This window comes from Haemophilus sp. oral taxon 036, assembly GCF_002998595.1.
Lineage (GTDB): Bacteria > Pseudomonadota > Gammaproteobacteria > Enterobacterales > Pasteurellaceae > Haemophilus > Haemophilus haemolyticus_K.
Genome location: NZ_CP027235.1, coordinates 1,070,202 through 1,094,189, shown reverse-complemented (window position 1 = coordinate 1,094,189; position 23,988 = coordinate 1,070,202). Strand labels below are relative to the sequence as shown.

The window sequence follows — 23,988 nt, the reverse complement described above, 5'->3', positions numbered from 1 at the left end:
ACCGCACTTTTATTTTGTCCTATATACCTTTATTTTTATTACTGAAGCGTAAAACTAATCGGCACATTTAATCCCGAAGGAAATCCAGCAGGTCTTGCACCAACAGGGCTCGCACTATTCACCGCATCAAGCGCCGCATTATCTAAACTTTCATCACCGGATGACTGAGTTATATGTGCACCAGTTAATGAACCGTCACCCGAAACATTAAAGGATACGCTGACTTTACCCTGTTTACGCATCATTTTTGCCCTAGTTGGATAACGTTTATGACGTTCAATTTCACGGCGAATTGCTGAACGATAAGCGGCTATTTCACTCGAATCAGTCCCTGAACCAGCTACTTGAGCATTGCTATTAGCTGTACTCGTTGTTGTCGCTTTTGCATTAGCATTCGCAGTAGAATCAATATTTTTATCACCCTTTGGTAAATCTTTATTAATAGGCTTATCTTGAGGTTTAAGCTCTTTCTTAGGTTTATCCTTTGGTTTTTCTTTAGGCTTTTCATTAGGCTTAGGCTTTTCTTTTTCTGGCTCTTTAATTTTTTTAGGCTCAGGCTTCACTGTGGGATCTTCCACAACCTCTTTCTTCTCCGGCTCAGGTTCTTTCTGCATATTTTGAGGCTCAGGTGCAGGCTCTTCCATAACCATTCCCTGCACCATTTCCATAGAAATGCTCGTTGCAATGTCTCCTGCGGCATTATTGGCGCTATCACTTGGTTTATTCCAAGTCCATAAAAGTAAACCAACAATAATGCCATGTACCAATAAAGAAACTAGCAAACCTAAGAGCGAACGTTTTGTTTGCTGCATAATGATTCCTTAAGGTGCGGTAGAAATAGATTGAGTAGAGACGGGAGCCCGGCCACTTTTTCCCTGCCCTTTGTCTTTCATTGAAACAATCGCAACATTTTTAATATCATTTTTAGCAAGCATATCTGTGATTGTTACAAAATCCTGAAAAGATGCTTCTGCGTCAATCTTCAAGGTGACTTTCTGATCCTTATTCCAGCGTGCAACCTCAGCCTCAAGAGCCTCTTGCGAAATAGGTTTATCATTAAAATAGAGTTGTTTATCCGCTGTAACCGTTAATAATTTAGCGAGATCATCAGATTTGAATGCCACAGCAGTACTCGCCTTTGGCACATTTACTTGAATTTTACCTTGAGAAATAAATGATGCTGTAATCAAGACGACAGCAAGTAACACCAACATAATATCGATAAAAGGGATAATGTTGATTTCATCAAATTTTTTCACAGACTATTCCTTATCTTTTGGTTCGTTTAACACTTTCCATTTCAAACGATTAACTTCTACCTTACGTCCTAAACCGTTATAAAATACCATAGAAGGAATTGCGACGAGAATCCCTAATGCTGTTGCTTTTAACGCAAGTGAAAGATGCATCATAATAATGCCTGCATCAATATCACCACCACCGTGGCCAATTTGATAAAAAGTAAGCAAAATTCCGATAACCGTTCCGAGTAATCCAACATAAGGCGCATTAGCTCCAATTGTTGAAATCGTGGTCATGTTACGATTCAAATCAATATCTAACTCATGAATAGTTGAGTAATGCGCAACATTAACTTTACGTAAAAAAATATAACGCTCGGTTACCATTGCTAACATCGTCACACTCATCAGTAGCAGTAAACCAATAATGATAAAATCACTGTATTGTTGTAAAAAATCAAAAAGCTGTAACATTTTTCTGTCCTTATTATTTGAGAATTTTATTGGAAATATAATTGAGAATGAATTTCAATTGTAGAAAATTTTAGCAAAGCTAGGATTAGACGTAAATATGGAACTAAAAAATAATGCTTTTTTACCGCACTTTACATAAAGCGCGGTAAGTTTTGAAAAAGGTTTAAAGATTTTTAAGATAATCTACGATAACTTGGTGATGAACTGTAGTTTTAAATTTATCAAATACATGCATAATTTTTCCATTTTCATCAATTAAAAAACTGACTCTATGAATACCGTCATAGGTTTTTCCCATAAATTTCTTCTCCCCCCATACGCCAAACATTTCTGCGACTTGATGATCAGGATCTGAAAGTAGCGTAAAATTAAGTGCTTTTTTCTCAATAAATTGCGCCAATTTTTTCGGCATATCTGGGCTAATCCCCAATATAACAAGCCCTAATTCATCTAACTCAGACTTGCTATCACGTAATCCACATGCTTGACTCGTACAACCTGGGGTAAGTGCTTTAGGATAAAAATAGACAAGCACTTTTTTCCCCCTAAAATCACTTAAAGAAATAGGACTTTCTTGTTGATTCAATAATGTAAAAGCCGGTGCTTGGTTTCCCGCAATCAATCTATTCATAAAAGACTCCTTTGAAAAAAAGATTTGCAAATTAAAGCCATTTTAGCGACTATAGAGAACTATACCAAAAATAAAATCAAAAAGATAAACGGAGGTTCTATGTCAGCTCAAAATCCTTTATTTTCTGGCAGTATTGTGGCTCTTGTCACACCAATGAATAACTATGGCGAAATTGATTTTGCTTGTTTAGAAAAATTAGTTGAGCATCATATTGATGCCGGATCTAATGCGCTTGTTTCTGTAGGAACAACCGGTGAATCGGCCACATTAAGTATTGAAGAAAATGTAAAGGTTATTGAGAAGACAGTAGAATTTGCGAAAGGACGTATTCCAATTATTGCAGGGGCTGGCGCAAACGCTACTAGTGAAGCAATAACGATGACAAAATTATTACGCGATAGTGGTGTCGCCGGTTGTTTATCTGTCGTTCCTTACTATAATAAGCCGACTCAAGAAGGTATGTACCAACATTTTAAAGCCATTGCTGAATGTACCGATCTGCCACAAATTCTTTACAATGTACCAGGACGTACTGGTAGTGACATGAAACCTGAAACAGTTGCTCGTTTAGCCCAGATTAAAAATATTGTAGGTATTAAAGAAGCAACAGGCGATGTAAGTCGTGTAACAAAAATTAAAGCACTTGCAGGTCAAGATTTCATTGTTTTAAGTGGCGACGATGCAACTAGTTTAGAAGCAATGAAATTAGGTGCTGAAGGGGTTATTTCCGTTACTAATAATCTTGCTTCAAAAGATATGGCTGATATGTGTCGTTATGCACTTTCAGGTGATTTTACTAAAGCCGAAGAAATTAATGCTCGCCTGATGCGCTTACATAATGATTTATTTATTGAATCCAATCCAATACCAGTTAAATGGGCAGCTTATCGTTTAGGTTTAATTAAATCTCCTCACTTACGTTTACCGCTAACCATATTAAGCGAAAACGTTCAACCCAAAGTAGAAGAAGCATTAAAATTTGCGGGATTACTATAAATAAAATAAGGGGCAGATCATTGTCCCATATTTTTATTATCGCAAAAGTATTATTGATTTTTCGTTTATTTTATAGGATTCTAAACATGAAAAAAATAATATTAGGTTTGGCTGCAACTGTTGTGCTAAGTGGTTGTTCATCTGATCCAGAAAAGCTAAAAACCGCTAATGATACATTCCAAAAATCAGAAGCCAGTATTCCAGGTTTCTCTCCATTAGCAACAGGAGGCGTTAACTTACCTGTTGCAGACAACACTTATGCATTACCTAATATTGCCTTCAAAAAAGGGGAAAATATCGATATTCGTCCACCATCAACACCATTAGCAATTATTCAAAATTCATTAACACAATTTGATGGTGAACGAGCCCTTATAGTATATCCAGAAGAACAAACAAGCATCTATAATTTAAAGCAAGTTGAACGTCTACTGAAAGAAGAAAATATTTCATCCACTGTTCAGGGGAGTGTTTTAACGACGGATTGGTCACCAACTGATCGTATTGGAGATAAAAATGTCGAAATTAAATATCAAATAGAGCATGTTACCGATCGCCGCTCTAGTGCACTTGCCGTATCGGTGTTACAAACACGTCGTGATGGTATCATCTTCACACCAAGTGTGTCTGAAAAACAGCGTTATACCTCTGATCGTCTGAATCGTCTCATATATTCATTAACATCAGCTTATACAAAACAACAGCAAGATTTATCTAACGCTTCTGTAGGGGCTATTTCATCGCATATTATCCAAGATCTAAATGGTCAAATCGCTTTAGCAATGAATACGACATTTAACCAAGCATGGGAAAAATTAGGCTATGCCTTACCTAAAGTAGGTTTTGCGATTAAATCTGAAACCTCTGGCAGAGGATATCGCGAATTGAAATATTCCTCTTTAAATAAAGAAGACTGGCTACGCTTAGGTATCGAATCCCCCAAAATAGATAACGGTATTTACAATATGCAAATCTCAGATCATGGCAAACAAAGTTCAATGGTTATCTCTGATGAAAAAGGGCATTCACTTTCAGGAGATGATGCAAGAAAGATCTATCAGGCGATAAGTAATATCATATCAAGATAAAGAAAAACCGCACTTTAAAGTGCGGTTTTATTTTTCATTTTTTCTAGCTAAAAATTACGCTAATTTTTTGATTTGTGCAGCTAATTTAGATTTGTGGTTTGCTGCTTTGTTAGCGTGGATTAAGCCTTTAGAAGCCATACGGTCAACAACTTTTTGCATTTCAACGAATGCTGCTTCAGCTGCTGCTTTTTCACCTGCTGCTACTTGAGCATATACTTTTTTGATGTAAGTACGCATCATAGAGCGTTGGCTTGCGTTGTGTTGGCGGCGTTTTTCAGATTGAACCGCGCGTTTTTTTGCTGACTTGATATTAGCCAAGGTCAAACTCCTAAAATTTCTGTTGATTGATAGACAAAATAAAGGGCGTCAATATGCCGATTTTTTATACTTTTGTCAATGAAAAATTTGTGTTGATTTCGGTGAGACACAACCGAAAGTAAGTATCGTTATTTTTACAAGCTCTTTCAATATGGGCTCACACAAACGATGTGCGGCGGATTTTATCAGTTTTTTTTCACGGAATATAGCGTAAAAACAAAATTTCTATACAATTAGGCAAAAATTTTAGGGTAGAGAAGAATATTTTGAGTAAACGACTTTTAAAATCTAGCATTGTTGTTAGTTCTATGACTTTATTATCTAGAGTGTTAGGTCTTGTTCGCGATGTAGTTATCGCTCATCTCATTGGTGCAGGCGCCGCAGCGGACGTTTTTTTATTTGCTAATCGTATCCCAAATTTTCTTCGTCGTTTATTCGCTGAAGGGGCTTTTTCACAGGCTTTTGTACCTGTTCTCGCAGAATATCAAAAATCTGGTGATATTAATAAAACCCGTGAATTTATTGGAAAAGTTTCTGGTACCCTTGGGGGATTGGTCAGTATTGTTACAATCCTCGCAATGGTTGGATCGCCTGTCGTTGCTGCTTTATTTGGGATGGGCTGGTTCACCGATTGGATGAATGATGGCCCTGATGCACATAAATTTGAACAAGCTTCTCTTTTACTTAAAATAACTTTTCCTTATTTATGGTTTGTCACTTTTGTCGCACTTTCTGGAGCTGTGCTTAATACGATTGGGAAATTCGGCGTGATGTCCTTTTCACCTGTATTATTAAATATAGCGATGATTGCCACCGCACTTTTCCTTGCACCACAAATGGATAACCCAGATCTTGCGTTGGCTATCGGTATTTTTTTAGGCGGATTATTACAGTTCTTATTCCAAATTCCATTTATGAAACAAGCTGGTTTATTGGTGAAACCCAAATGGGCTTGGCGGGATGAAGGCGTAACCAAAATTCGTAAATTAATGATCCCTGCTTTATTTGGTGTATCGGTAAGTCAAATTAATCTTTTGCTGGATACAGTGATTGCGAGTTTCTTAATGACGGGCTCTATTAGCTGGTTGTATTACTCCGACCGTTTACTGGAATTTCCTCTCGGTTTATTTGGCATTGCTATTTCTACCGTAATTTTGCCAACGCTTGCCCGCCACCACGTCAATCGTGAAGGCGATTCAGCAAAAAGTGCAGTTGATTTTCGTAATACAATGGATTGGGGCGTACGAATGATTTTATTACTTGGCGTTCCTGCAGCCATTGGTATTGCGGTATTGGCTCAACCGATGTTACTTACGCTCTTTATGCGTGGAAATTTCATGCTCAATGATGTTCATGCCGCCTCTTATTCTTTATGGGCATTTAATGCAGGTTTACTTAGCTTTATGTTGATTAAAATCCTCGCCAATGGCTATTACGCCCGCCAAGATACCAAAACGCCAGTAAAAATAGGCATTATTGCCATGGTGAGTAATATGGGCTTTAACCTATTGGCAATTCCTTTCAGTTATGTGGGTTTAGCCATTGCTTCAGCAATGTCGGCAACCCTTAATGCCTATTTACTCTATCGCGGCTTAGCCAAAGCGGATGTCTATCATTTTTCACGTAAAAGTGCGGTCTTTTTTGGAAAAGTTTTATTGGCAGCAATCGCAATGGGCGCAGCAGTTTGGTATTACGTGCCTGAAATCAACCAATGGGCGAAAATGGATTTCTTCATGCGTGTTTATTGGCTTGTTTGGTTGATTGTATTAGCCGCAATAGTTTATGGCGCAACGTTGATTTTATTAGGCGTTCGCAAGCACCATTTGCTGACAAAAAACTAACTTCTCGCTATAATGCCAAAATTCTCTTATTTTCATGGATAAGGACATGCAATTAATTCGTGGGCTTCATAATGCAAATCGTGTTTTACAAGGTTGTGCGCTAACGATCGGCAACTTTGATGGCGTGCATTTAGGGCATCAAGCAGTCCTTCGCCATTTGCGCCAAAAAGCTGACGAATTAAATTTACCCATGGCGGTATTGTTGTTTGAATCACAGCCTCGTGAATATTTTATGGGAGAAAATGCACCAGCGCGCTTAATGCGTTTGCGTGACAAAATTTATTATCTAGAAAAGGCCAAGGTTGATGTCGTAATTGTGGCGAAATTTGACCGCACTTTTGCTGAGCAACCAGCCGATGTTTTTATTGAACAAACGCTTGTTAATCATCTACATGTGAAATTTTTAAGCATTGGCGATGATTTCAAGTTCGGTTCAAAACGCCAAGGCAATTTTGCAATGTTGCAAGCAGCAGGTAAGCATTTCGGTTTTATTGTTGAAGATAACCGTAGTTTTTGTCTAGATGAACAGCGAATTAGTAGCACTGCAATTCGCGAAGCATTAGCGAATGATGACTTACAACTTGCAGAAAATTTACTCGGTAAACCTTATCGTATTTTCGGACGTGTGATCCATGGTAATAAGTTAGGTAGAACAATAGGATTTCCAACGGCAAATATTCGTTTGCATAGACAAGTAAATCCAATCAAAGGTGTTTATGCCGTAAAAGTGCGGTTAAAATCAGGTGAGATTTTTAACGGCGTGGCAAATATGGGAAGACGCCCAACTATAAATGGATTAATGCAATTATTAGAAGTTCATTTATTTGATTTTTCTCAGAATATTTATGGCCAAATGGTGGAAGTCGAATTCTGCCACAAGATTAGAAACGAGATTAAATTCCCGTCTTTTGACACTTTAAAAAAACAAATTGAACGGGATGTAAACACAGCGAAAGGCTTTTTTAAAGGGTAGATATGCCAGTTATTTTACGTTTTAAAGGCTATATTTTTTTCTTTTACTCTAATGAAGGAAATCCTCTTGAGCCTGCGCATATTCATGTGCGCAACGCGGAGTCGGAAGCAAAATTTTGGTTGGAATCCGATATTTCTTTAGCAAGAAACGATGGATTTAATTCAAAAGAATTAAAAGAAATTTTTGTTATTGTTGAAACACATAGAACGCAATTCACGGAGGCGTGGTATGACTATTTCAGCTAAAAGCATTCGCTTTGATGAAAACACTATGTGGGTGGAGTTAAATGATGCGCGTATTTTGGGTGTACCCTTAGTGTGGTTTCCTAAATTATTACATGCTACCCAAAGTGAATTAGAAAACTATGAGTTGAGTCGTAGAGGCATTCATTGGGATTGTCTTGATGAAGATATCTCTATCGATGGTTTACTTGCGGGACGTGGAGATGTCACACATAAACCACAAAAAGTTGCTTAAATTTAATTTAAAAATTGGAAAATAAAATGACAGTCGATTACAAAAACACTCTTAACCTACCGGAAACCAGCTTTCCAATGCGCGGTGATTTAGCTAAGCGCGAACCTGATATGTTGAAAAATTGGTACGATAAAAATCTTTATCAAAAAATTCGTGAAGCGAGCAAAGGCAAAAAATCTTTTATTTTGCATGATGGCCCTCCGTATGCGAATGGTAACATTCATATTGGTCACGCCGTTAATAAAATTCTGAAAGATATTATTATTAAATCTAAAACTGCATTAGGTTTTGATTCGCCTTATATCCCGGGTTGGGATTGTCATGGTTTGCCAATTGAATTAAAAGTAGAAGGTTTGGTGGGTAAACCAAACGAGAAAGTGACCGCAGCTGAATTCCGCCAAAAATGCCGTGAATACGCTGCAGAACAAGTAGAAGGTCAGAAAAAAGACTTTATCCGTTTAGGCGTGTTAGGCGATTGGGATAATCCTTATTTAACGATGAACTTCGATACCGAAGCAAACATCATCCGCACACTCGGTAAAGTGATTGCTAACGGTCATTTATACAAAGGTTCAAAACCGGTGCACTGGTGTTTGGATTGTGGCTCTTCTTTAGCGGAAGCAGAAGTGGAATACGAAGACAAAGTTTCTCCGTCTATCTACGTTCGTTTTCCTGCCGTAAGTGCGGTCGAAATTGAAGAGAAATTTAACGCAGTAGGCAAAGGCCATGGCAAATTATCAGCAGTCATTTGGACCACCACACCTTGGACAATGCCATCTAACCGTGCGATTGCGGTAAATTCAGACTTAGAATACAACTTAGTACAACTTGGCGATGAGCGTGTGATTTTAGCCGCTGAATTAGTTGAGTCTGTGGCAAAAGCGGTGGGGATTGAGAGCGTTGAAATTCTGGGTTCTGTAAAAGGTGCAGATCTTGAATTAACCCGTTTCCATCATCCGTTCTATGATTTTACGGTACCAGTAATTTTAGGTGATCACGTGACCACTGATGGCGGTACAGGTTTAGTTCACACCGCACCAGACCACGGTTTAGACGACTTTATTGTTGGACAAAAATATAATTTACCAATGGCGGGTCTTGTATCGAATGACGGTAAATTTATTTCAACGACTGAATTCTTCGCAGGCAAAGGTGTATTTGAAGCCAATCCATTGGTTATTGAAAAATTACAAGAAGTGGGCAACTTATTAAAAGTTGAGAAAATCAAACACAGTTACCCACACTGCTGGCGTCACAAAACCCCGATTATTTTCCGTGCGACTCCGCAATGGTTTATCGGCATGGAAACACAGGGTTTACGCCAACAAGCGTTAGGCGAAATCAAACAAGTTCGCTGGATTCCAGATTGGGGTCAAGCACGTATCGAGAAAATGGTTGAAAACCGCCCTGACTGGTGTATTTCCCGTCAACGTACTTGGGGCGTGCCGATGACCTTATTCGTGCACAAAGAAACCGAAGAACTTCATCCGCGTACTTTAGAATTACTTGAAGAAGTGGCTAAACGTGTAGAGAAAGCCGGTATTCAAGCATGGTGGGATTTAGATGAAAAAGAATTATTAGGCGCGGATGCCGAAACCTATCGTAAAGTACCTGATACCCTTGACGTATGGTTTGACTCAGGATCAACCTATTCTTCTGTTGTCGCAAATCGCCCAGAATTTAACGGTCAAGATATCGATATGTATTTGGAAGGTTCTGACCAACACCGTGGTTGGTTTATGTCTTCTTTGATGCTTTCTACGGCAACAGACAGTAAAGCGCCGTATAAACAAGTATTAACCCATGGTTTCACCGTGGATGGTCAAGGCCGTAAGATGTCAAAATCTATCGGTAACATCGTGACACCACAAGAAGTGATGGATAAATTCGGGGGGGATATTTTACGTTTATGGGTCGCTTCTACCGACTATACTGGTGAAATGACCGTTTCTGATGAAATTTTAAAACGTGCCGCGGACAGCTATCGTCGTATTCGTAACACCGCGCGTTTCTTATTAGCGAACTTAAATGGTTTTGATCCAAAACGTGACTTAGTCAAACCAGAAGAAATGATTAGCCTAGATCGTTGGGCGGTAGCTTGTGCATTAGATGCACAAAAAGAAATCAAAGATGCCTACGATAACTATCAATTCCATACAGTAGTACAACGTTTAATGCGTTTCTGTTCTGTGGAAATGGGTTCATTCTATTTAGATATTATCAAAGACCGTCAATACACCACTAAAGCAGACAGCCTTGCTCGTCGTAGTTGCCAAACTGCGTTATGGTATATTGCTGAAGCATTAGTTCGTTGGATGGCACCGATCTTATCTTTCACTGCCGATGAAATTTGGCAACACTTGCCACAAACCGAAAGTGGTCGTGCAGAATTCGTATTTACTGAAGAATTCTACCAAGGCTTGTTCGGTTTAGGGGAGAATGAAAAATTAGATGATGCTTACTGGCAACAATTGATTAAAGTTCGTTCTGAAGTGAACCGCGTATTAGAAGTCGCGCGTAACGACAAAGTGATTGGTGGCGGTTTAGAAGCAGAAGTAACCGTTTATGCTAACGATGAATATCGTGCATTGTTAGAACAATTAAGCAATGAATTACGTTTCGTGTTAATCACCTCAAAAGCTGAAGTGAAAGCATTAGCTGACAAACCTGCAGATGTAGCTGCGGGTGAGTTAGAAGGTATTGCAGTGAATGTAGCTCGTTCTAACGGTGAAAAATGTCCGCGTTGCTGGCATTATTCTGACAAAATTGGTGTAAATTCAGAACATCCAACACTTTGTCCACGTTGTGTGGAAAATGTGGCGGGTAATGGTGAAGTACGCCATTTTGCATAATTAAATTCGTTGTAAAACAGAAAAGTGCGGTTTATTTTAACCGCACTTTTTTACTTTTGTACAAAAGGAAGTAGAGATGATGTTAGGAAAAGAAATGATTCGTTCAAAAACAATGTGGTTTTATCTCTTATTGGTTATTTTCTCCATTTTTACTAATATGGGGTTGGGTAATGTATTAAGTGAGAATATTCCCGTTTCAGATTACGCAATTTTATTTGTTATCACGGCGATTTCTTTTTATTCCACCCCTTGGATTGGGCGAATATTAATCACTGTATTATTCCTCAGCGCGCTATTTTATTGCTCTGCTGGTTTTTTCTATGGTATCCCATCTTTGGGTATTATCGCTTCTGTTTATGAAACGAATATTAATGAAACCTTGGAATATTATACAACCATTCCTTTTTGGATATTTTTATTTCAAGCTACTTATCTCATCCTGTTTGTTGCTTTAATGAAATTAAGTTTTCATGCTAAACAACAAGCATTTAAATGGCTGAATACGGGAGTTATCGGCATATTATTAGTTTTTTCTTACAATCAATTTTCTGATTGGAACTATGCATATAAATTCCGTTTTTATCCGGTTCTTTTCTACTCAGAATTTGATCGTATGAATGATCTGTATTTAGAACAACGAGATTTTCTAAATCAATCTGTCAACGCGCCTTCTCAATGGGATATTCAATCTTTTACGCCAAAATATAAAAATTATATTTTAATTATCGGTGAAAGCATGCGAAAAGATTATATGTCGTTATATGGCTTTCCATTGAAAACCACGCCATTTTTAGAGCGGGTGAAAGGCACAGTTTTTGAAAATTATTATTCTGCAGCACCAAATACGCAACCGTCTTTACAACGCACCTTATATCGAGCAGATAAAGGGGAAACGGTTTATACAGATAATATTATTTCTTTAGCCAAAAAAGCGGGCGTGAAAACCTATTGGATTTCTAATCAAGGCAAAATTGGTGAATTTGATACGATGGCCTCTCGTATTGGTCAAAGTGCGGATGAAACGATTTTTATGAAGCCGTTAGGTTATAACTCTAAAAAAGTTTATGACGATGAAATGTTACCTGTATTAGATAAAGCCTTAAAAGAAAATATTACGAATCCAAAATTAATTGTGATTCATTTAATGGGCTCTCATCCTGCATTTTGTGAGCGTCTTCCTTACGAGGTTAAAAATTATTTTATTAATCAATCTATGTCTTGTTATTTAGAATCGATTAAATATACGGATCAGTTTTTAGAAAAATTAAATTCTCAATTAGTGGCGCAAAATGAATCCTATTCGGTGATTTACTTTTCTGATCATGGGCTGGCTCATTATGAGGATTCTAAAGGCTTATCATTGCATCCAAATAATCTTTATAAACAAGATTATGAAATTCCTTTCGTTATGTTTTCGAGTGATAGCCAAAAGGTAGAAAAAATAAAAACGCCACAATCTGCATTTAATTTTGTTTATGGTTTTGCTGATTGGATGGGGATTAAGGAAAAACATTTACAAGGCGTCGATTTCTTCCGTCCGGAAAAACAGGAAATTAAGGTATTCGATTGGAAGAAAGTCGTGAATGTCAAAGAGTTGGCTGATGATCCAGCAAAATTACCCGAAGCCGTTCAGTAAATGAGATCGTGCTTTATCATTTATCGGCTTATGCTAGAATTAGCGGAATTTTTTTAAAAGGGAAATAGTATGTCCAAAAAATCAGGGCTTTCATTTTTATGGTTAAGTGCGGTAGCTTTTGTGGTTGATTTGCTCACTAAATATATTGTGGTGCAAAAATTTGATTTGTATGAAAGTGTTAATGTGTTGCCTGTTTTCAATCTCACCTATGTTCGCAATTATGGTGCGGCATTTAGTTTCTTAGCGGATCATAGTGGCTGGCAACAATATTTCTTTATTTTGTTAGCATTGGCTATCTCTGGCATGTTGGTTTATTTTTTAGCAAAAAATAATGCTGAACAAAAAATCCAAAATTCTGCTTATGCACTCATTATTGGTGGGGCGTTAGCGAATATGGTGGATCGTGCTTATAATGGTTTCGTCGTGGATTTCTTTGATTTCTACTGGGATATTTACCATTATCCAGTGTTTAATATCGCTGATATTGCTATTTGTATTGGCGCAGGTTTGTTGGCATTGGATGCTTTTAAGAGCGAAAAGAAAAAAGTACAAGAGAAACAAGCAGAAAAGTGCGGTCAGAAATGAAGATAATTTTAGCGAATCCACGAGGATTTTGTGCAGGTGTAGATCGTGCCATTAGTATTGTTGAACTAGCCTTAGAAATTCATGGCGCACCGATTTATGTTCGTCATGAAGTGGTGCATAACCGATTTGTTGTGAACGGATTGCGTGATCGTGGAGCGATCTTTGTGGAAGAATTAAGCGAGGTACCTGATGGTGCTATTGTTATTTTTTCTGCGCATGGTGTATCTCAAGCCGTTCGACAAGAAGCGAAAGATCGTAATCTCAAAGTATTTGATGCAACCTGTCCTTTGGTGACTAAAGTGCATATGCAAGTTGCGCGTGCAAGTCGAAAGGGAACAAAAGCGATTTTGATTGGGCATAAAGGGCATCCTGAAGTTGAAGGCACAATGGGGCAGTATAGCAATGAAGATGGCGGAATTTTCTTGATTGAAAAAGTAGAAGATATTGCACGTTTGCCAATGCAAGAAAATGATGATTTAACCTTTATGACGCAAACCACTTTGTCGCTAGATGATACAGCTGAAACCATTGCTGCATTAAAGGAAAAATATCCCGCTATTCAAGGGCCACACAAAAACGATATTTGTTATGCGACAACTAATCGTCAAGAAGCGGTGCGAGAATTGGCTAAATTATCAGATTTAGTATTGGTAGTGGGTTCTAAAAACTCATCAAATTCAAATCGTTTAGCTGAATTGGCTTCTCGTATGGGGGTTAAATCACAGCTTCTTGATGATCCTTCCGATATTCAAGCTGACTGGTTTAATGATGTGAAAACCATTGGGATTACAGCTGGTGCGTCTGCACCCGAAGAATTAGTTCAATCGATTATTTCCCGCTTAAAAGAGTTTGGTGCGAATACCATAGAAGAACTACAAGGTTTAGAAGAAAATATGTTCTTTGAAGTTCCAAAAGAGCTGAGAATAAAAGAAGTTAACTAATCTTAAGGGTTTGTCGTAAATGATAAGCCCTTTGTTTTTTCATTCAAATTAAGAATTTTTGCGATCTGAATCGCAGAAGTGCGGTAAGAATCTTGAGCGTTTTCTTGAAAGCATAAAAAATTACTGTGTTGATATGCTCGTCAACATGTTCATATTACAAGGAAACCTCTATGAAATTAATGAAAACATTATTTACTTCGGTGGTATTGTGCGGGGCTCTAGGTGCGTCTTTGGCTTTTGCTGAGGAAAAAGCTGCAGAGCAGGTCGTTCAACCTGTTGTAGCAACTCAAACTGAAGCTCAAGTTGCACCAACTGCTGTGAGTGATAAATTGAATATCAATACGGCAACCGTTAGTGAAATTCAAAAAGCCTTAACAGGAATCGGTGCAAAAAAAGCAGAAGCGATAGTGCAATATCGTGAAAAACACGGTAATTTCACGAGTGCTGAACAACTATTAGAAGTGCAAGGAATTGGTAAAGCAACACTTGAAAGAAACCGTGATCGAATCACTTTTTAATTTTAAAACCGCTTATGGATGCCCTGTTTTACAGGGCTTTTTTATTGTGCACTTTAAGCCATTTTTGCATTTGTTCAATTTCCGCTTGTTGTGCGTTAATAATATTCTCAGCAAGCTTACGCATCTCAGGATCTTTTCCGTATTTTAATTCAACTTCCGCCATTTTTACTGCGCCAATATGGTGTGGCAACATACCTGCTGCAAAAGCAACATCAGGATCTTTATATTGCATGGCTACCATCATGTCTTGATGCATTTGATTCATACCTTGCATTAATTCTTGTTGCATTGCAGAACCTGTCGGCATTGGCATATTCATGTGTGCTTGATGCGGTTGTTCATTAGCTTGGGCACAAATTGAAACTGCAGCAGCGCTAAGTGTGATAAAAGTCATAAGTTTTTTCATGTTTTTCTCCTATGTAATAACTGAATGAGCACAAATCATAAACCTTAACCTAAGGTTAAGGTCAATACTTATTCCGAAAATTTTTGGTGAGATATTAAAATAAGACAATGTTTGATATGAGGGATAGAATTACGAAGCAAAGATTTGTACTTGCCACGGGCAATAAAGGCAAAGTAAAAGAAATTGCAGATGTATTAGCTGATTTTGGTTTTGAAGTCATTGCTCAGACAGATTTAGGCATTGAAAGCCCAATCGAATCACCTTTTAATTTTAAAACAGCTTATGGATGCCCTGTTTTACAGGGCTTTTTTATTTTTTTCAGAAAATGTAGAAAGTTTATTTCTTTTTAAAAATCCGTTGGCAAGCCTAATAAATTTTAATACACTAAAAAGCCTAGTCGGGGTGCAATACGCTGAGATCATACCCGTGAACCTGAAACAGTTAATACTGACGTAGGAAACTAGGAATATAACCTTATCTCCTTCCCGTCATTATTGCTGCCTTTTGATATAAATAAGGATTTAATAATGAAACTTCTTAAATTAACCTTAATTTCTACCGCACTTTTTTCCACCGCAGCATTAGCTCAATCACAGCAAAGTGTTAACGTATATAGCTATGATTCTTTCACGTCTGAGTGGGGAGCAGGTCCAAAAGTAAAACAAGATTTTGAAAAAGCACATCCGCAATGCACTATTAATTTTACTCCTTTTGAAAGTGGTGGCGTGTTACTCAACCGTGTTCGTTTGGAAGGAAAGAAAACCAAAGCCGATATTGTGCTAGGTTTAGATAACTTTGTTTTAGAACAAGCTGAAAAAACAGGTATTTTTACGCCAAATAAAGTAGATTTAACTCAACTTGATCTGCCAACAAAATGGACGAATAAAACATTCTTGCCTTTTGATTTCGGTAACTATGCTTTTGTGTACGATAAAACTAAATTACAAAATCCGCCGAAAAGTTTGAAAGAATTGGTTGAACGCCAAGATATCCGTGTAATTTATCAAGATCCTCGCACCAGCAGTGTTGGTCGCGGTTTATTGGTTTGGATGAATGCGATTTATCCTACAGACAAAATTCAATCTGCTTGGAAGGCGTTGGATAAGCATACGGTAACAGTGGGTAAAGGCTGGTCAGATACTTACGGTGCATTCTTAAAAGGCGAGGCGGATTTAGTATTAAGTTACAGCACATCGCCACTTTATCATCAGCTTTTTGAGAAAAAGGATAATTATGCAGCGACAGATTTTGCGGAAGGACATATCACTCAAGTGGAATTAGCGGCTCGAGTCGCAAACCATCCAAATCAATGTGCGGATGATTTTATGGCATTTTTAATCTCACCTACGGCACAAAAACATATTGTGACAGCCAATATTATGTTGCCAGTCATTCAAGGTGAAATTGAACCTCACTTTGATGCACTTAAAGCTCAACAAAAAACTCAAACTCCAATTAATCCAATGGTGAATGTGGAACACTTAAAAAATTGGATTAGCACTTGGCAAACTACATTAACAAAATAGTTTGATGTTGTCGTTATTTCATCATCCACAACTCCGCCCTCGTCATTATGTGGGCGGCGTTGTTGTTATTATCTTTATTACTCTTTTTTATGGTAGCGCGTTAAGTTCGATATTTGCGTTGGGCGATGAGTTACAATGGAAAACTTGGTTTACGGATGATTACCTACAGCATCTGATTCTTTTCAGTTTTGGACAAGCCTTACTTTCTACCGTTTTATCTATTTTTTTTGGTCTGCTTCTCGCTCGAGCATTGTTTTATCAACCATTCTCAGGAAAAAAGTGGCTATTAAAATTAATGTCGTTAACTTTCGTCTTACCTGTTTTAGTGGCAATTTTTGGTTTAATCGGCATTTATGGTTCAAGCGGTTGGTTAGCTTGGTTTGCTAACCTTTTTGGAATGACATGGCAGGGACATATTTACGGACTCTCGGGAATTTTAATTGCGCACCTTTTTTTCAATATCCCGCTCGCAGCGCAGCTTTTCTTACAAAGTTTGCAAAGTATCCCTTATCAGCAACGTCAACTTGCTGCGCAACTCAATTTACAAGGTTGGCAATTCGTTAAATTGGTAGAATGGCCCATTTTTCGTCAGCAATGTTTTCCCACATTCAGCTTGATTTTTATGCTTTGCTTCACCAGTTTTACCGTTGTTCTTACGCTAGGCGGTGGGCCTCAATATACAACTTTAGAAACAGCAATCTACCAAGCGATTTTATTTGAATTTGATCTGCCAAAAGCAGCACTTTTTGCCATGTTGCAATTTGTATTTTGCTTGGTTTTATTTAGCTTAACATCGCGTTTTTCTCCTTCTAATCAAAATAGCTTGAGTAATCGTAATCCTTGGTTTGAAAAACCTAAAAGTGCGGTCAAAATTTTCCATGTTTTTGTCTTACTGGTTTTTGTATTTTTCCTTTTTTCGCCTGTATTGAACATTCTTATTAGCGCATTGAATTCACCAAGTTTACTCACAGTTTGGCATAATTCTCAGCTCTGGCTTGCGTTAGGCTATTCTCTTTCTATCGCGCCATTATCCGCATTGATTGCATTAATGATGGCAATTTCCTTGCTACTTTTATCACGCCGTTTAGAATGGTTGCATTATCAGAAAATTGCTCAATTTATTATTAATGCTGGAATGGTGATTTTGGCAATCCCGATTTTAGTACTTGCGATGGGATTATTTTTATTATTACAAGAGCGGGATTTTTCGAATGTTGATTTGTTTGCCATCGTTGTATTTTGCAATGCATTAAGTGCAATGCCTTTTGTTTTACGTATTTTGAGCGCCCCTTTTCATAACAATATGCGTTATTACGAAAATCTGTGTAATAGTCTGGGAATTGTGGGTTGGCAACGTTTTTATCTGATTGAGTGGCAAACTTTACGTGCACCATTGCGCTATGCTTTTGCTTTAGCCTTGGCGCTATCTTTAGGGGATTTTACGGCTATTGCGTTGTTCGGCAATCAAGAGTTTACTTCTCTACCGCACTTGTTATATCAGCAGCTAGGTAATTATCGTAATCAAGATGCCGCTGTAACGGCAGGGATTTTATTATTGCTTTGTGGCATATTGTTTGCCTTTATTCACACACATAGGGATGCCGATGATTTATCTAAATAATGTGATTTTGAACGATAAAACCTTACCGATGTGCTTTAATTTGAGCGTAAATGCTGGCGAGCGTGTCGCAATTATTGGCGAAAGTGGAGCGGGGAAAAGTACGTTATTGAATTTAATCGCTGGATTTGAATTTCCTCATCAAGGAGAAATTTGGTTAAGCGATAAAAATCATACTCGTAGCGCACCTTACGAGCGTCCGGTTTCCATGCTATTTCAAGAAAATAATTTATTTCCTCATTTAACCGTACAGCAAAATCTTGCGTTGGGTTTAAAACCCTCTTTAAAATTAACCGCACTTGAGCGAGAGAAAATTGAACAGGTCGCTTGTTCTGTAGGATTGGGCGATTATTTGCAACGTTTACCGAATTCTCTTTCAGGGGGGCAAAAACAGCGAGTGGCATTGGCGCGTTGTTTGTTGCGAGATAAACCCATCTTGTTATTAGATGAGCCTTTTTCCGCATTAGATCAGAAACTTCGTGTAGAAATGCTAGCTTTGATCGCTAAACTTTGTGATGAGAAACATCTGACGTTGTTACTTGTTACTCACCAACCATCGGAATTAATTGGTACGATAGATCGAGTATTGTTGGTGGAAAATGGTCAGATAAGTCAATTGCAAAAAGAGACGTAAAATTATATAGATTTTATAACCGATGGATTTATTCAATGGCTATCGATACTAGCCTATACACTGAATGAATATAAGATACAAAAATGCGGTGATTATTCACCGCACTTTCAAAGGAAAAATATGTTAACTGAAAAACTACAAATTAACTCCATTACACCACATCCAAGCGTTGAATATTGGTCTGTTTGCAAAGTTGAGGCGTTATTTGAAACGCCATTTTTGGAATTGGTTTACCGTGCTGCGCAAGTTCATCGCAAGCATTTTAATCCTCGAGCGATTCAGTTATCCACGTTAATGTCTATCAAAACGGGTGGATGCCCGGAAGATTGTGGTTATTGCCCTCAATCAGCCCGTTATCATACAGGCGTACAAAATCAGCAGTTATTAGATGTTGATGAGATCGTTGCGAAAGCAAAAATTGCGAAAGCGCGTGGAGCAGGGCGTTTTTGTATGGGGGCAGCTTGGCGAGGCCCTAAGCCAAAAGATATTGAGAAAGTCACAGAAATTATTAAAGCAGTGAAATCGCTTGGTTTAGAAACTTGCGGTACTTTTGGTTTATTGCAAGACGGTATGGCAGAAGATTTAAAAGAAGCTGGTTTAGATTATTACAATCATAATCTTGATACAGCGCCAGAACATTATGCAGAAGTGATTGGTACTCGTCGTTTTGATGATCGCCTTAGTACGTTAGGAAAAGTGCGCAAGGCTGGATTAAAAGTATGTTGTGGTGGCATTGTGGGGATGAATGAAACTCGCAAAGAACGGGCAGGGTTAATCGCGAGCCTTGCAAATCTTGATCCGCAACCTGAGTCAGTACCGATTAATCAACTCGTTAAGGTTGAAGGGACACCGTTAGCCGATGCGGAAGAATTAGATTGGACGGAATTTGTGAGAACGATTGCTGTTGCACGTATTACCATGCCAAAAAGTTATGTTCGCCTTTCTGCAGGCCGTAGTGGTATGAGTGAAGAAATGCAAGCAATGTGTTTTATGGCGGGTGCAAATTCGATTTTCTATGGCGATAAATTACTTGTCACAGGCAACCCAGAAGAAGATGGCGATCAGTTATTAATGGCAAAATTAGATTTAGAGCCAGAAAATGCGGAAAATAAAAAGTAGTAGTTTGCGTTAGATAGCTGAGAAATTAAGTATTAATCTACTCTTTTCTTTATTTCTATATATCATAATACTTTTCCAGTAGCCAATAACAATCCGCACAAAACGTCAATTTTTAGGCTCTCTTATAAAGCCCTATACTTCACAAGCCCTTAAAAGGGCTTGTGAGAATTGACAATCTATCTAATTATTTTCTTACCTTCCCTTAAAGAGAGCAAAAAACATATGAATATATGTCTGGCATTATACACGCTCCAATTATCTCATATTTTTATAGACATATAACCGTTCGAATATTTGCCCTATATCTAATCTTCACCTTCTATAAATTGGTTTTCTCCTGTTTACTTTTCTTATGTACTTCGGAATAAAAACAATATGATACTTATCATTCCATTTTGTAAGTTATAGACTCCAGTCGTCATTAACTTTACTTACTATTATAATCCTCCTATATGTTGAATTTTGGTTGTCAGAATTGTTCATTATATAGCGAGGATTTTTCCTGTTAATCGCTTAAGCTATTTGACTCCATACGCATAGCGTATGTTTTTTATAGCCAGACGAAAATCTGACTATAAAAATAGAAAAACCAGCCTTTAGACTGGTTTTTTTATCTTTTATTTTATTCTCTATTCTGCTTTGCTTTATTCTATCTTATCTACTTCAAATAAATAGTTGTTAGTTAAAATCCATAAACAAAAACCCCAGTCCTTCAACTGGGGTTCTTATCTTTTATTCTACTCTGCTTTATTTATGTATTTGGTAACCTGGCGGTGCCCTACTCTCACATGGGGATGCCCCACACTACCATCGGCATTACAGCGTTTCACTTCTGAGTTCGGTATGGTGTCAGGTGGTTCCACCGCACTATCGCCGCCAGGATAATTCTTTGATAACTTGTCTTTCTCTTTTATCTTTCGCTACTCAGCTCTTACTCTACCTTTCACTCGTTCTTATTGGCTACAAGCTGAATCCGATTTTCTTTCTATTGAGTCTTCTTATTTGATTTATTTGTCTAGTCTTCTGTTTCGCTCTTTCCCAAAAACACTTGAGCGTTGTATAGTTAAGCCTCTCGGGCAATTAGTATGCGTTAGCTCAATGACTCACATCACTTACACACCGCACCTATCTACGTCTTAGTCTTAAACAACCCTTACAGATTTTAAATCTGGGAGAACTCATCTCTTGGCAAGTTTCGTGCTTAGATGCTTTCAGCACTTATCTCTTCCGCACTTAGCTACCCGGCAATGCGTCTGGCGACACAACCGGAACACCAGTGGTGCGTCCACTCCGGTCCTCTCGTACTAGGAGCAGCCCCAACCAATTCTCCAACGCCCACGGCAGATAGGGACCGAACTGTCTCACGACGTTCTAAACCCAGCTCGCGTACCACTTTAAATGGCGAACAGCCATACCCTTGGGACCTACTTCAGCCCCAGGATGTGATGAGCCGACATCGAGGTGCCAAACACCGCCGTCGATATGAACTCTTGGGCGGTATCAGCCTGTTATCCCCGGAGTACCTTTTATCCGTTGAGCGATGGCCCTTCCATTCAGAACCACCGGATCACTATGACCTACTTTCGTACCTGCTCGACTTGTCTGTCTCGCAGTTAAGCTTGCTTATACCATTGCACTAACCTCACGATGTCCGACCGTGATTAGCAAACCTTCGTGCTCCTCCGTTACTCTTTGGGAGGAGACCGCCCCAGTCAAACTACCCACCAGACACTGTCCGAGACCGCGTTCCGCAATCTTCGTTAGAACATCAAACGTTAAAGGGTGGTATTTCAAGGTCGACTCCAACAATACTGGCGTATCATCTTCATAGTCTCCCACCTATCCTACACATCAAAATTCAATGTTCAGTGTCAAGCTATAGTAAAGGTTCACGGGGTCTTTCCGTCTAGCCGCGGGTACACCGCATCTTCACGGCGATTTCAATTTCACTGAGTCTCGGGTGGAGACAGCCTGGCCATCATTATGCCATTCGTGCAGGTCGGAACTTACCCGACAAGGAATTTCGCTACCTTAGGACCGTTATAGTTACGGCCGCCGTTTACTGGGGCTTCGATCAGGAGCTTCTCTTTCGATTACACCATCAATTAACCTTCCAGCACCGGGCAGGCATCACACCCTATACGTCCACTTTCGTGTTTGCAGAGTGCTGTGTTTTTAATAAACAGTTGCAGCCAGCTGGTATCTTCGACCGGTTCAACCTTCAGGGGCTAGCCCTTACAATCTACGCCGGCGCACCTTCTCCCGAAGTTACGGTGCTATTTTGCCTAGTTCCTTCACCCGAGTTCTCTCAAGCGCCTGAGTATTCTCTACCTGACCACCTGTGTCGGTTTTCAGTACGGTTTAGTAAAGCCTTTCGCTTAGTGGCTTTTCCTGGAAGTGTGGTATCAGTTACTTCAGCTCCTTAGAGCCTCGTCATCATCTCTCAGTGTTAAGGAAGTCCGGATTTGCCTAAACTTCCCACCTACCAACTTAAACGCACATATCCAACAGTGCGATAACCTAACCTACTCCGTCCCCACATCGCAGCTTTACCAAGTACAGGAATATTAACCTGTTTCCCATCGACTACGCTCTTCAGCCTCGCCTTAGGGGCCGACTCACCCTGCCCCGATTAACGTTGGACAGGAACCCTTGGTCTTCCGGCGAACGGGTTTTTCACCCGTTTTATCGTTACTTATGTCAGCATTCGCACTTGTGATACGTCCAGCATGCTTCTCAACACACCTTCTTCCGCTTACACAACGCTCCCCTACCCAACAGACTTACGTCTGATGCCGCAGCTTCGGTGCTATATTTCAGCCCCGTTACATCTTCCGCGCAGGCCGACTCGACTAGTGAGCTATTACGCTTTCTTTAAATGATGGCTGCTTCTAAGCCAACATCCTAGCTGTCTAAGCCTTCCCACTTCGTTTCCCACTTAATATAGACTTTGGGACCTTAGCTGGCGGTCTGGGTTGTTTCCCTCTCCACGACGGACGTTAGCACCCGCCGTGTGTCTCCTGAGTATCACTCTTTGGTATTCGTAGTTTGCATCGGGTTGGTAATCCGGGATGGACCCCTAGCCGAAACAGTGCTCTACCCCCAAAGGTGTCCGCTCAAGGCTCTACCTAAATAGATTTCGGGGAGAACCAGCTATCTCCCGGTTTGATTGGCCTTTCACCCCCAGCCACAAGTCATCCGCTAATTTTTCAACATTAGTCGGTTCGGTCCTCCAGTTAGTGTTACCCAACCTTCAACCTGCCCATGGCTAGATCACCGGGTTTCGGGTCTATACCTTGCAACTAGTCGCCCAGTTAAGACTCGGTTTCCCTTCGGCTCCCCTATTCGGTTAACCTCGCTACAAAATATAAGTCGCTGACCCATTATACAAAAGGTACGCAGTCACCCTTGCGGGCTCCCACTGCTTGTACGTACAAGGTTTCAGGTTCTATTTCACTCCCCTCACCGGGGTTCTTTTCGCCTTTCCTTCACAGTACTGGTTCACTATCGGTCAATCAGGAGTATTTAGCCTTGGAGGATGGTCCCCCCATCTTCAAACAGGATATCACGTGTCCCGCCCTACTTCTCGTTAACTTAGTACCACAGCCTGGATTTTGAGTACGGGGCTATCACCCTGTGTCGCTAAGCTTCCCAGCTTATTCCTCTATCTCTACTGTTATCATTAACAGGCTCTTTCGCTTTCGCTCGCCGCTACTGACGAAATCTCGGTTGATTTCTTTTCCTCGGGGTACTTAGATGTTTCAGTTCTCCCGGTTTGCCTCACTCACCTATGGATTCAGTAAGTGATAGTAGATTCTTCATCTACTGGGTTTCCCCATTCGGATATCTTGGATTAAACGCCTCTTATCGACTCATCCAAGCTTTTCGCAGATTAGCACGTCCTTCTTCGCCTCTGATTGCCAAGGCATCCACCTTGTACGCTTAGTCACTTAACTATACAACCTCAAATGTTTTCAATCACTTTAAGTTTTTACTTCAAAGTGCGGTCAATTTGATGCGTATTTTCATTCAACTAAACACTTGATTGCTTTTGTTCAATCAAGATTTATCACAAAACAGGTTTGCTTTCAGAGTTTCCTTCTCAGTCCCCTCC

At 39.3% G+C, this 23,988-nt stretch carries 22 protein-coding genes, 2 rRNA genes, 1 pseudogene and 1 riboswitch; of the genes and pseudogenes, 16 read left to right on the top strand and 9 right to left on the bottom strand.

What is annotated here, in order from left to right:
- Window positions 1-38 precede the first annotated feature (38 nt).
- The 4 genes from C3V42_RS05340 to bcp all read right to left on the bottom strand — a co-directional run bounded on the left by C3V42_RS05340 (window position 39) and on the right by bcp (window position 2,346).
- On the bottom strand, window positions 39-812 hold the full coding sequence (locus C3V42_RS05340) for an energy transducer TonB (protein WP_106013902.1): 774 nt from the start codon (window positions 810-812) through the stop codon (window positions 39-41).
- Between the two features lie 9 nt (window positions 813-821).
- A complete protein-coding gene (gene exbD, locus C3V42_RS05335; protein WP_065265468.1) occupies window positions 822-1,259 on the bottom strand; it encodes a TonB system transport protein ExbD in 438 nt (145 codons plus the stop codon).
- Window positions 1,260-1,262: 3 nt separating this feature from the next.
- Window positions 1,263-1,715 (bottom strand): TonB-system energizer ExbB, encoded by a 453-nt coding sequence (gene exbB, locus C3V42_RS05330; RefSeq protein ID WP_048952706.1) that lies wholly within the window; start codon window positions 1,713-1,715, stop codon window positions 1,263-1,265.
- A 163-nt stretch (window positions 1,716-1,878) separates the two neighbouring features.
- Window positions 1,879-2,346 (bottom strand): thioredoxin-dependent thiol peroxidase, encoded by a 468-nt coding sequence (gene bcp, locus C3V42_RS05325; protein ID WP_048952705.1) that lies wholly within the window; start codon window positions 2,344-2,346, stop codon window positions 1,879-1,881.
- A 99-nt stretch (window positions 2,347-2,445) separates the two neighbouring features.
- Here bcp and dapA point away from each other — a divergent pair, with 99 nt between their 5' ends.
- Complete coding sequence (dapA, locus tag C3V42_RS05320) at window positions 2,446-3,342, top strand: 4-hydroxy-tetrahydrodipicolinate synthase (protein ID WP_065265469.1); 897 nt, start codon at window positions 2,446-2,448, stop codon at window positions 3,340-3,342.
- 86 nt (window positions 3,343-3,428) lie between these two features.
- A complete protein-coding gene (bamC, locus tag C3V42_RS05315) occupies window positions 3,429-4,430 on the top strand; it encodes an outer membrane protein assembly factor BamC (RefSeq protein WP_065265470.1) in 1,002 nt (333 codons plus the stop codon).
- Window positions 4,431-4,484: 54 nt separating this feature from the next.
- Here bamC and rpsT read toward each other — a convergent pair whose 3' ends face one another.
- Window positions 4,485-4,748: a 30S ribosomal protein S20 gene (gene rpsT, locus C3V42_RS05310; protein WP_005548279.1), complete on the bottom strand. Its 264-nt coding sequence runs from the start codon at window positions 4,746-4,748 to the stop codon at window positions 4,485-4,487.
- Window positions 4,749-5,014: 266 nt separating this feature from the next.
- Between rpsT and murJ the strand changes: the two genes are divergently transcribed.
- The 9 genes from murJ to C3V42_RS05260 all read left to right on the top strand — a co-directional run bounded on the left by murJ (window position 5,015) and on the right by C3V42_RS05260 (window position 14,571).
- The gene (murJ, locus tag C3V42_RS05300) at window positions 5,015-6,589 is read left to right on the top strand and encodes a murein biosynthesis integral membrane protein MurJ (protein ID WP_106013901.1); all 1,575 of its coding nucleotides are present in this window, start codon (window positions 5,015-5,017) and stop codon (window positions 6,587-6,589) included.
- A 46-nt stretch (window positions 6,590-6,635) separates the two neighbouring features.
- On the top strand, window positions 6,636-7,562 hold the full coding sequence (gene ribF, locus C3V42_RS05295) for a bifunctional riboflavin kinase/FAD synthetase (protein WP_164994222.1): 927 nt from the start codon (window positions 6,636-6,638) through the stop codon (window positions 7,560-7,562).
- A gap of 2 nt (window positions 7,563-7,564) precedes the next feature.
- A complete protein-coding gene (locus C3V42_RS05290) occupies window positions 7,565-7,807 on the top strand; it encodes a DUF4160 domain-containing protein (protein ID WP_106013899.1) in 243 nt (80 codons plus the stop codon).
- A complete protein-coding gene (locus C3V42_RS05285; RefSeq protein WP_005639170.1) occupies window positions 7,791-8,039 on the top strand; it encodes a DUF2442 domain-containing protein in 249 nt (82 codons plus the stop codon). The genes C3V42_RS05290 and C3V42_RS05285 overlap by 17 nt, the downstream gene beginning before the upstream one ends.
- A 26-nt stretch (window positions 8,040-8,065) precedes the next feature.
- A complete protein-coding gene (gene ileS, locus C3V42_RS05280; protein ID WP_106013898.1) occupies window positions 8,066-10,891 on the top strand; it encodes an isoleucine--tRNA ligase in 2,826 nt (941 codons plus the stop codon).
- Window positions 10,892-10,967: 76 nt separating this feature from the next.
- Complete coding sequence (locus C3V42_RS05275; RefSeq protein ID WP_106013897.1) at window positions 10,968-12,527, top strand: phosphoethanolamine transferase; 1,560 nt, start codon at window positions 10,968-10,970, stop codon at window positions 12,525-12,527.
- Window positions 12,528-12,596: 69 nt separating this feature from the next.
- On the top strand, window positions 12,597-13,112 hold the full coding sequence (lspA, locus tag C3V42_RS05270) for a signal peptidase II (protein WP_106013896.1): 516 nt from the start codon (window positions 12,597-12,599) through the stop codon (window positions 13,110-13,112).
- Entirely contained in the window at window positions 13,109-14,053 is a 945-nt protein-coding gene (gene ispH, locus C3V42_RS05265; RefSeq protein ID WP_005634483.1) for a 4-hydroxy-3-methylbut-2-enyl diphosphate reductase, read from the top strand. Before lspA ends, ispH begins: the two co-directional genes overlap by 4 nt.
- A 170-nt stretch (window positions 14,054-14,223) precedes the next feature.
- Window positions 14,224-14,571, top strand: a complete 348-nt coding sequence (locus C3V42_RS05260; protein WP_046942449.1) for a helix-hairpin-helix domain-containing protein — start codon at window positions 14,224-14,226, stop codon at window positions 14,569-14,571.
- Between the two features lie 28 nt (window positions 14,572-14,599).
- Here the strand turns inward: C3V42_RS05260 and C3V42_RS05255 are convergent, their stop codons facing one another.
- A complete protein-coding gene (locus tag C3V42_RS05255; protein WP_106013895.1) occupies window positions 14,600-14,977 on the bottom strand; it encodes a DUF305 domain-containing protein in 378 nt (125 codons plus the stop codon).
- A gap of 116 nt (window positions 14,978-15,093) precedes the next feature.
- Here C3V42_RS05255 and C3V42_RS05250 point away from each other — a divergent pair, with 116 nt between their 5' ends.
- From C3V42_RS05250 to bioB, 5 genes are all read left to right on the top strand, one after another.
- Window positions 15,094-15,327, top strand: a complete 234-nt coding sequence (locus tag C3V42_RS05250) for a hypothetical protein (protein WP_240610377.1) — start codon at window positions 15,094-15,096, stop codon at window positions 15,325-15,327.
- Between the two features lie 38 nt (window positions 15,328-15,365).
- Window positions 15,366-15,453: riboswitch (TPP riboswitch) on the top strand.
- Window positions 15,454-15,504: 51 nt separating this feature from the next.
- Window positions 15,505-16,503 carry a thiamine ABC transporter substrate binding subunit gene (thiB, locus tag C3V42_RS05245; RefSeq protein ID WP_106013893.1) on the top strand — a complete coding sequence of 333 codons (999 nt, stop codon included), beginning with the start codon at window positions 15,505-15,507 and terminating at the stop codon, window positions 16,501-16,503.
- Between the two features lie 4 nt (window positions 16,504-16,507).
- The gene (gene thiP / locus C3V42_RS05240; RefSeq protein WP_106013892.1) at window positions 16,508-18,124 is read left to right on the top strand and encodes a thiamine/thiamine pyrophosphate ABC transporter permease; all 1,617 of its coding nucleotides are present in this window, start codon (window positions 16,508-16,510) and stop codon (window positions 18,122-18,124) included.
- Window positions 18,108-18,755 (top strand): thiamine ABC transporter ATP-binding protein, encoded by a 648-nt coding sequence (thiQ, locus tag C3V42_RS05235; RefSeq protein WP_106013891.1) that lies wholly within the window; start codon window positions 18,108-18,110, stop codon window positions 18,753-18,755. Before thiP ends, thiQ begins: the two co-directional genes overlap by 17 nt.
- Before the next feature lie 120 nt (window positions 18,756-18,875).
- On the top strand, window positions 18,876-19,874 hold the full coding sequence (bioB, locus tag C3V42_RS05230; protein ID WP_106013890.1) for a biotin synthase BioB: 999 nt from the start codon (window positions 18,876-18,878) through the stop codon (window positions 19,872-19,874).
- A 258-nt stretch (window positions 19,875-20,132) separates the two neighbouring features.
- On the opposite strand, the pseudogene C3V42_RS08715 reads toward bioB, so the two are convergent.
- From C3V42_RS08715 to C3V42_RS05220, 3 genes and pseudogenes are all read right to left on the bottom strand, one after another.
- Window positions 20,133-20,312 (bottom strand): annotated as a pseudogene (locus C3V42_RS08715) (IS200/IS605 family transposase); the annotation flags it as partial.
- 327 nt (window positions 20,313-20,639) lie between these two features.
- Window positions 20,640-20,755, bottom strand: a 5S ribosomal RNA gene (rrf, locus tag C3V42_RS05225).
- Window positions 20,756-20,933: 178 nt separating this feature from the next.
- A 23S ribosomal RNA gene (locus C3V42_RS05220) occupies window positions 20,934-23,830 on the bottom strand.
- Window positions 23,831-23,988 lie beyond the last annotated feature (158 nt).

Coding starts and splice junctions, on each gene's coding strand:
- C3V42_RS05340 (WP_106013902.1), bottom strand. CDS start 812: ATGCAGCAAACAAAACGTTCGCTCTTAGGTTTGCTAGTTTCTTTATTG.
- exbB (WP_048952706.1), bottom strand. CDS start 1,715: ATGTTACAGCTTTTTGATTTTTTACAACAATACAGTGATTTTATCATT.
- bcp (WP_048952705.1), bottom strand. CDS start 2,346: ATGAATAGATTGATTGCGGGAAACCAAGCACCGGCTTTTACATTATTG.
- dapA (WP_065265469.1), top strand. CDS start 2,446: ATGTCAGCTCAAAATCCTTTATTTTCTGGCAGTATTGTGGCTCTTGTC.
- bamC (WP_065265470.1), top strand. CDS start 3,429: ATGAAAAAAATAATATTAGGTTTGGCTGCAACTGTTGTGCTAAGTGGT.
- ribF (WP_164994222.1), top strand. CDS start 6,636: ATGCAATTAATTCGTGGGCTTCATAATGCAAATCGTGTTTTACAAGGT.
- C3V42_RS05290 (WP_106013899.1), top strand. CDS start 7,565: ATGCCAGTTATTTTACGTTTTAAAGGCTATATTTTTTTCTTTTACTCT.
- C3V42_RS05285 (WP_005639170.1), top strand. CDS start 7,791: ATGACTATTTCAGCTAAAAGCATTCGCTTTGATGAAAACACTATGTGG.
- ileS (WP_106013898.1), top strand. CDS start 8,066: ATGACAGTCGATTACAAAAACACTCTTAACCTACCGGAAACCAGCTTT.
- C3V42_RS05275 (WP_106013897.1), top strand. CDS start 10,968: ATGATGTTAGGAAAAGAAATGATTCGTTCAAAAACAATGTGGTTTTAT.
- lspA (WP_106013896.1), top strand. CDS start 12,597: ATGTCCAAAAAATCAGGGCTTTCATTTTTATGGTTAAGTGCGGTAGCT.
- ispH (WP_005634483.1), top strand. CDS start 13,109: ATGAAGATAATTTTAGCGAATCCACGAGGATTTTGTGCAGGTGTAGAT.
- C3V42_RS05260 (WP_046942449.1), top strand. CDS start 14,224: ATGAAATTAATGAAAACATTATTTACTTCGGTGGTATTGTGCGGGGCT.
- C3V42_RS05255 (WP_106013895.1), bottom strand. CDS start 14,977: ATGAAAAAACTTATGACTTTTATCACACTTAGCGCTGCTGCAGTTTCA.
- C3V42_RS05250 (WP_240610377.1), top strand. CDS start 15,094: ATGAGGGATAGAATTACGAAGCAAAGATTTGTACTTGCCACGGGCAAT.
- thiB (WP_106013893.1), top strand. CDS start 15,505: ATGAAACTTCTTAAATTAACCTTAATTTCTACCGCACTTTTTTCCACC.
- thiP (WP_106013892.1), top strand. CDS start 16,508: ATGTTGTCGTTATTTCATCATCCACAACTCCGCCCTCGTCATTATGTG.
- thiQ (WP_106013891.1), top strand. CDS start 18,108: ATGATTTATCTAAATAATGTGATTTTGAACGATAAAACCTTACCGATG.
- bioB (WP_106013890.1), top strand. CDS start 18,876: ATGTTAACTGAAAAACTACAAATTAACTCCATTACACCACATCCAAGC.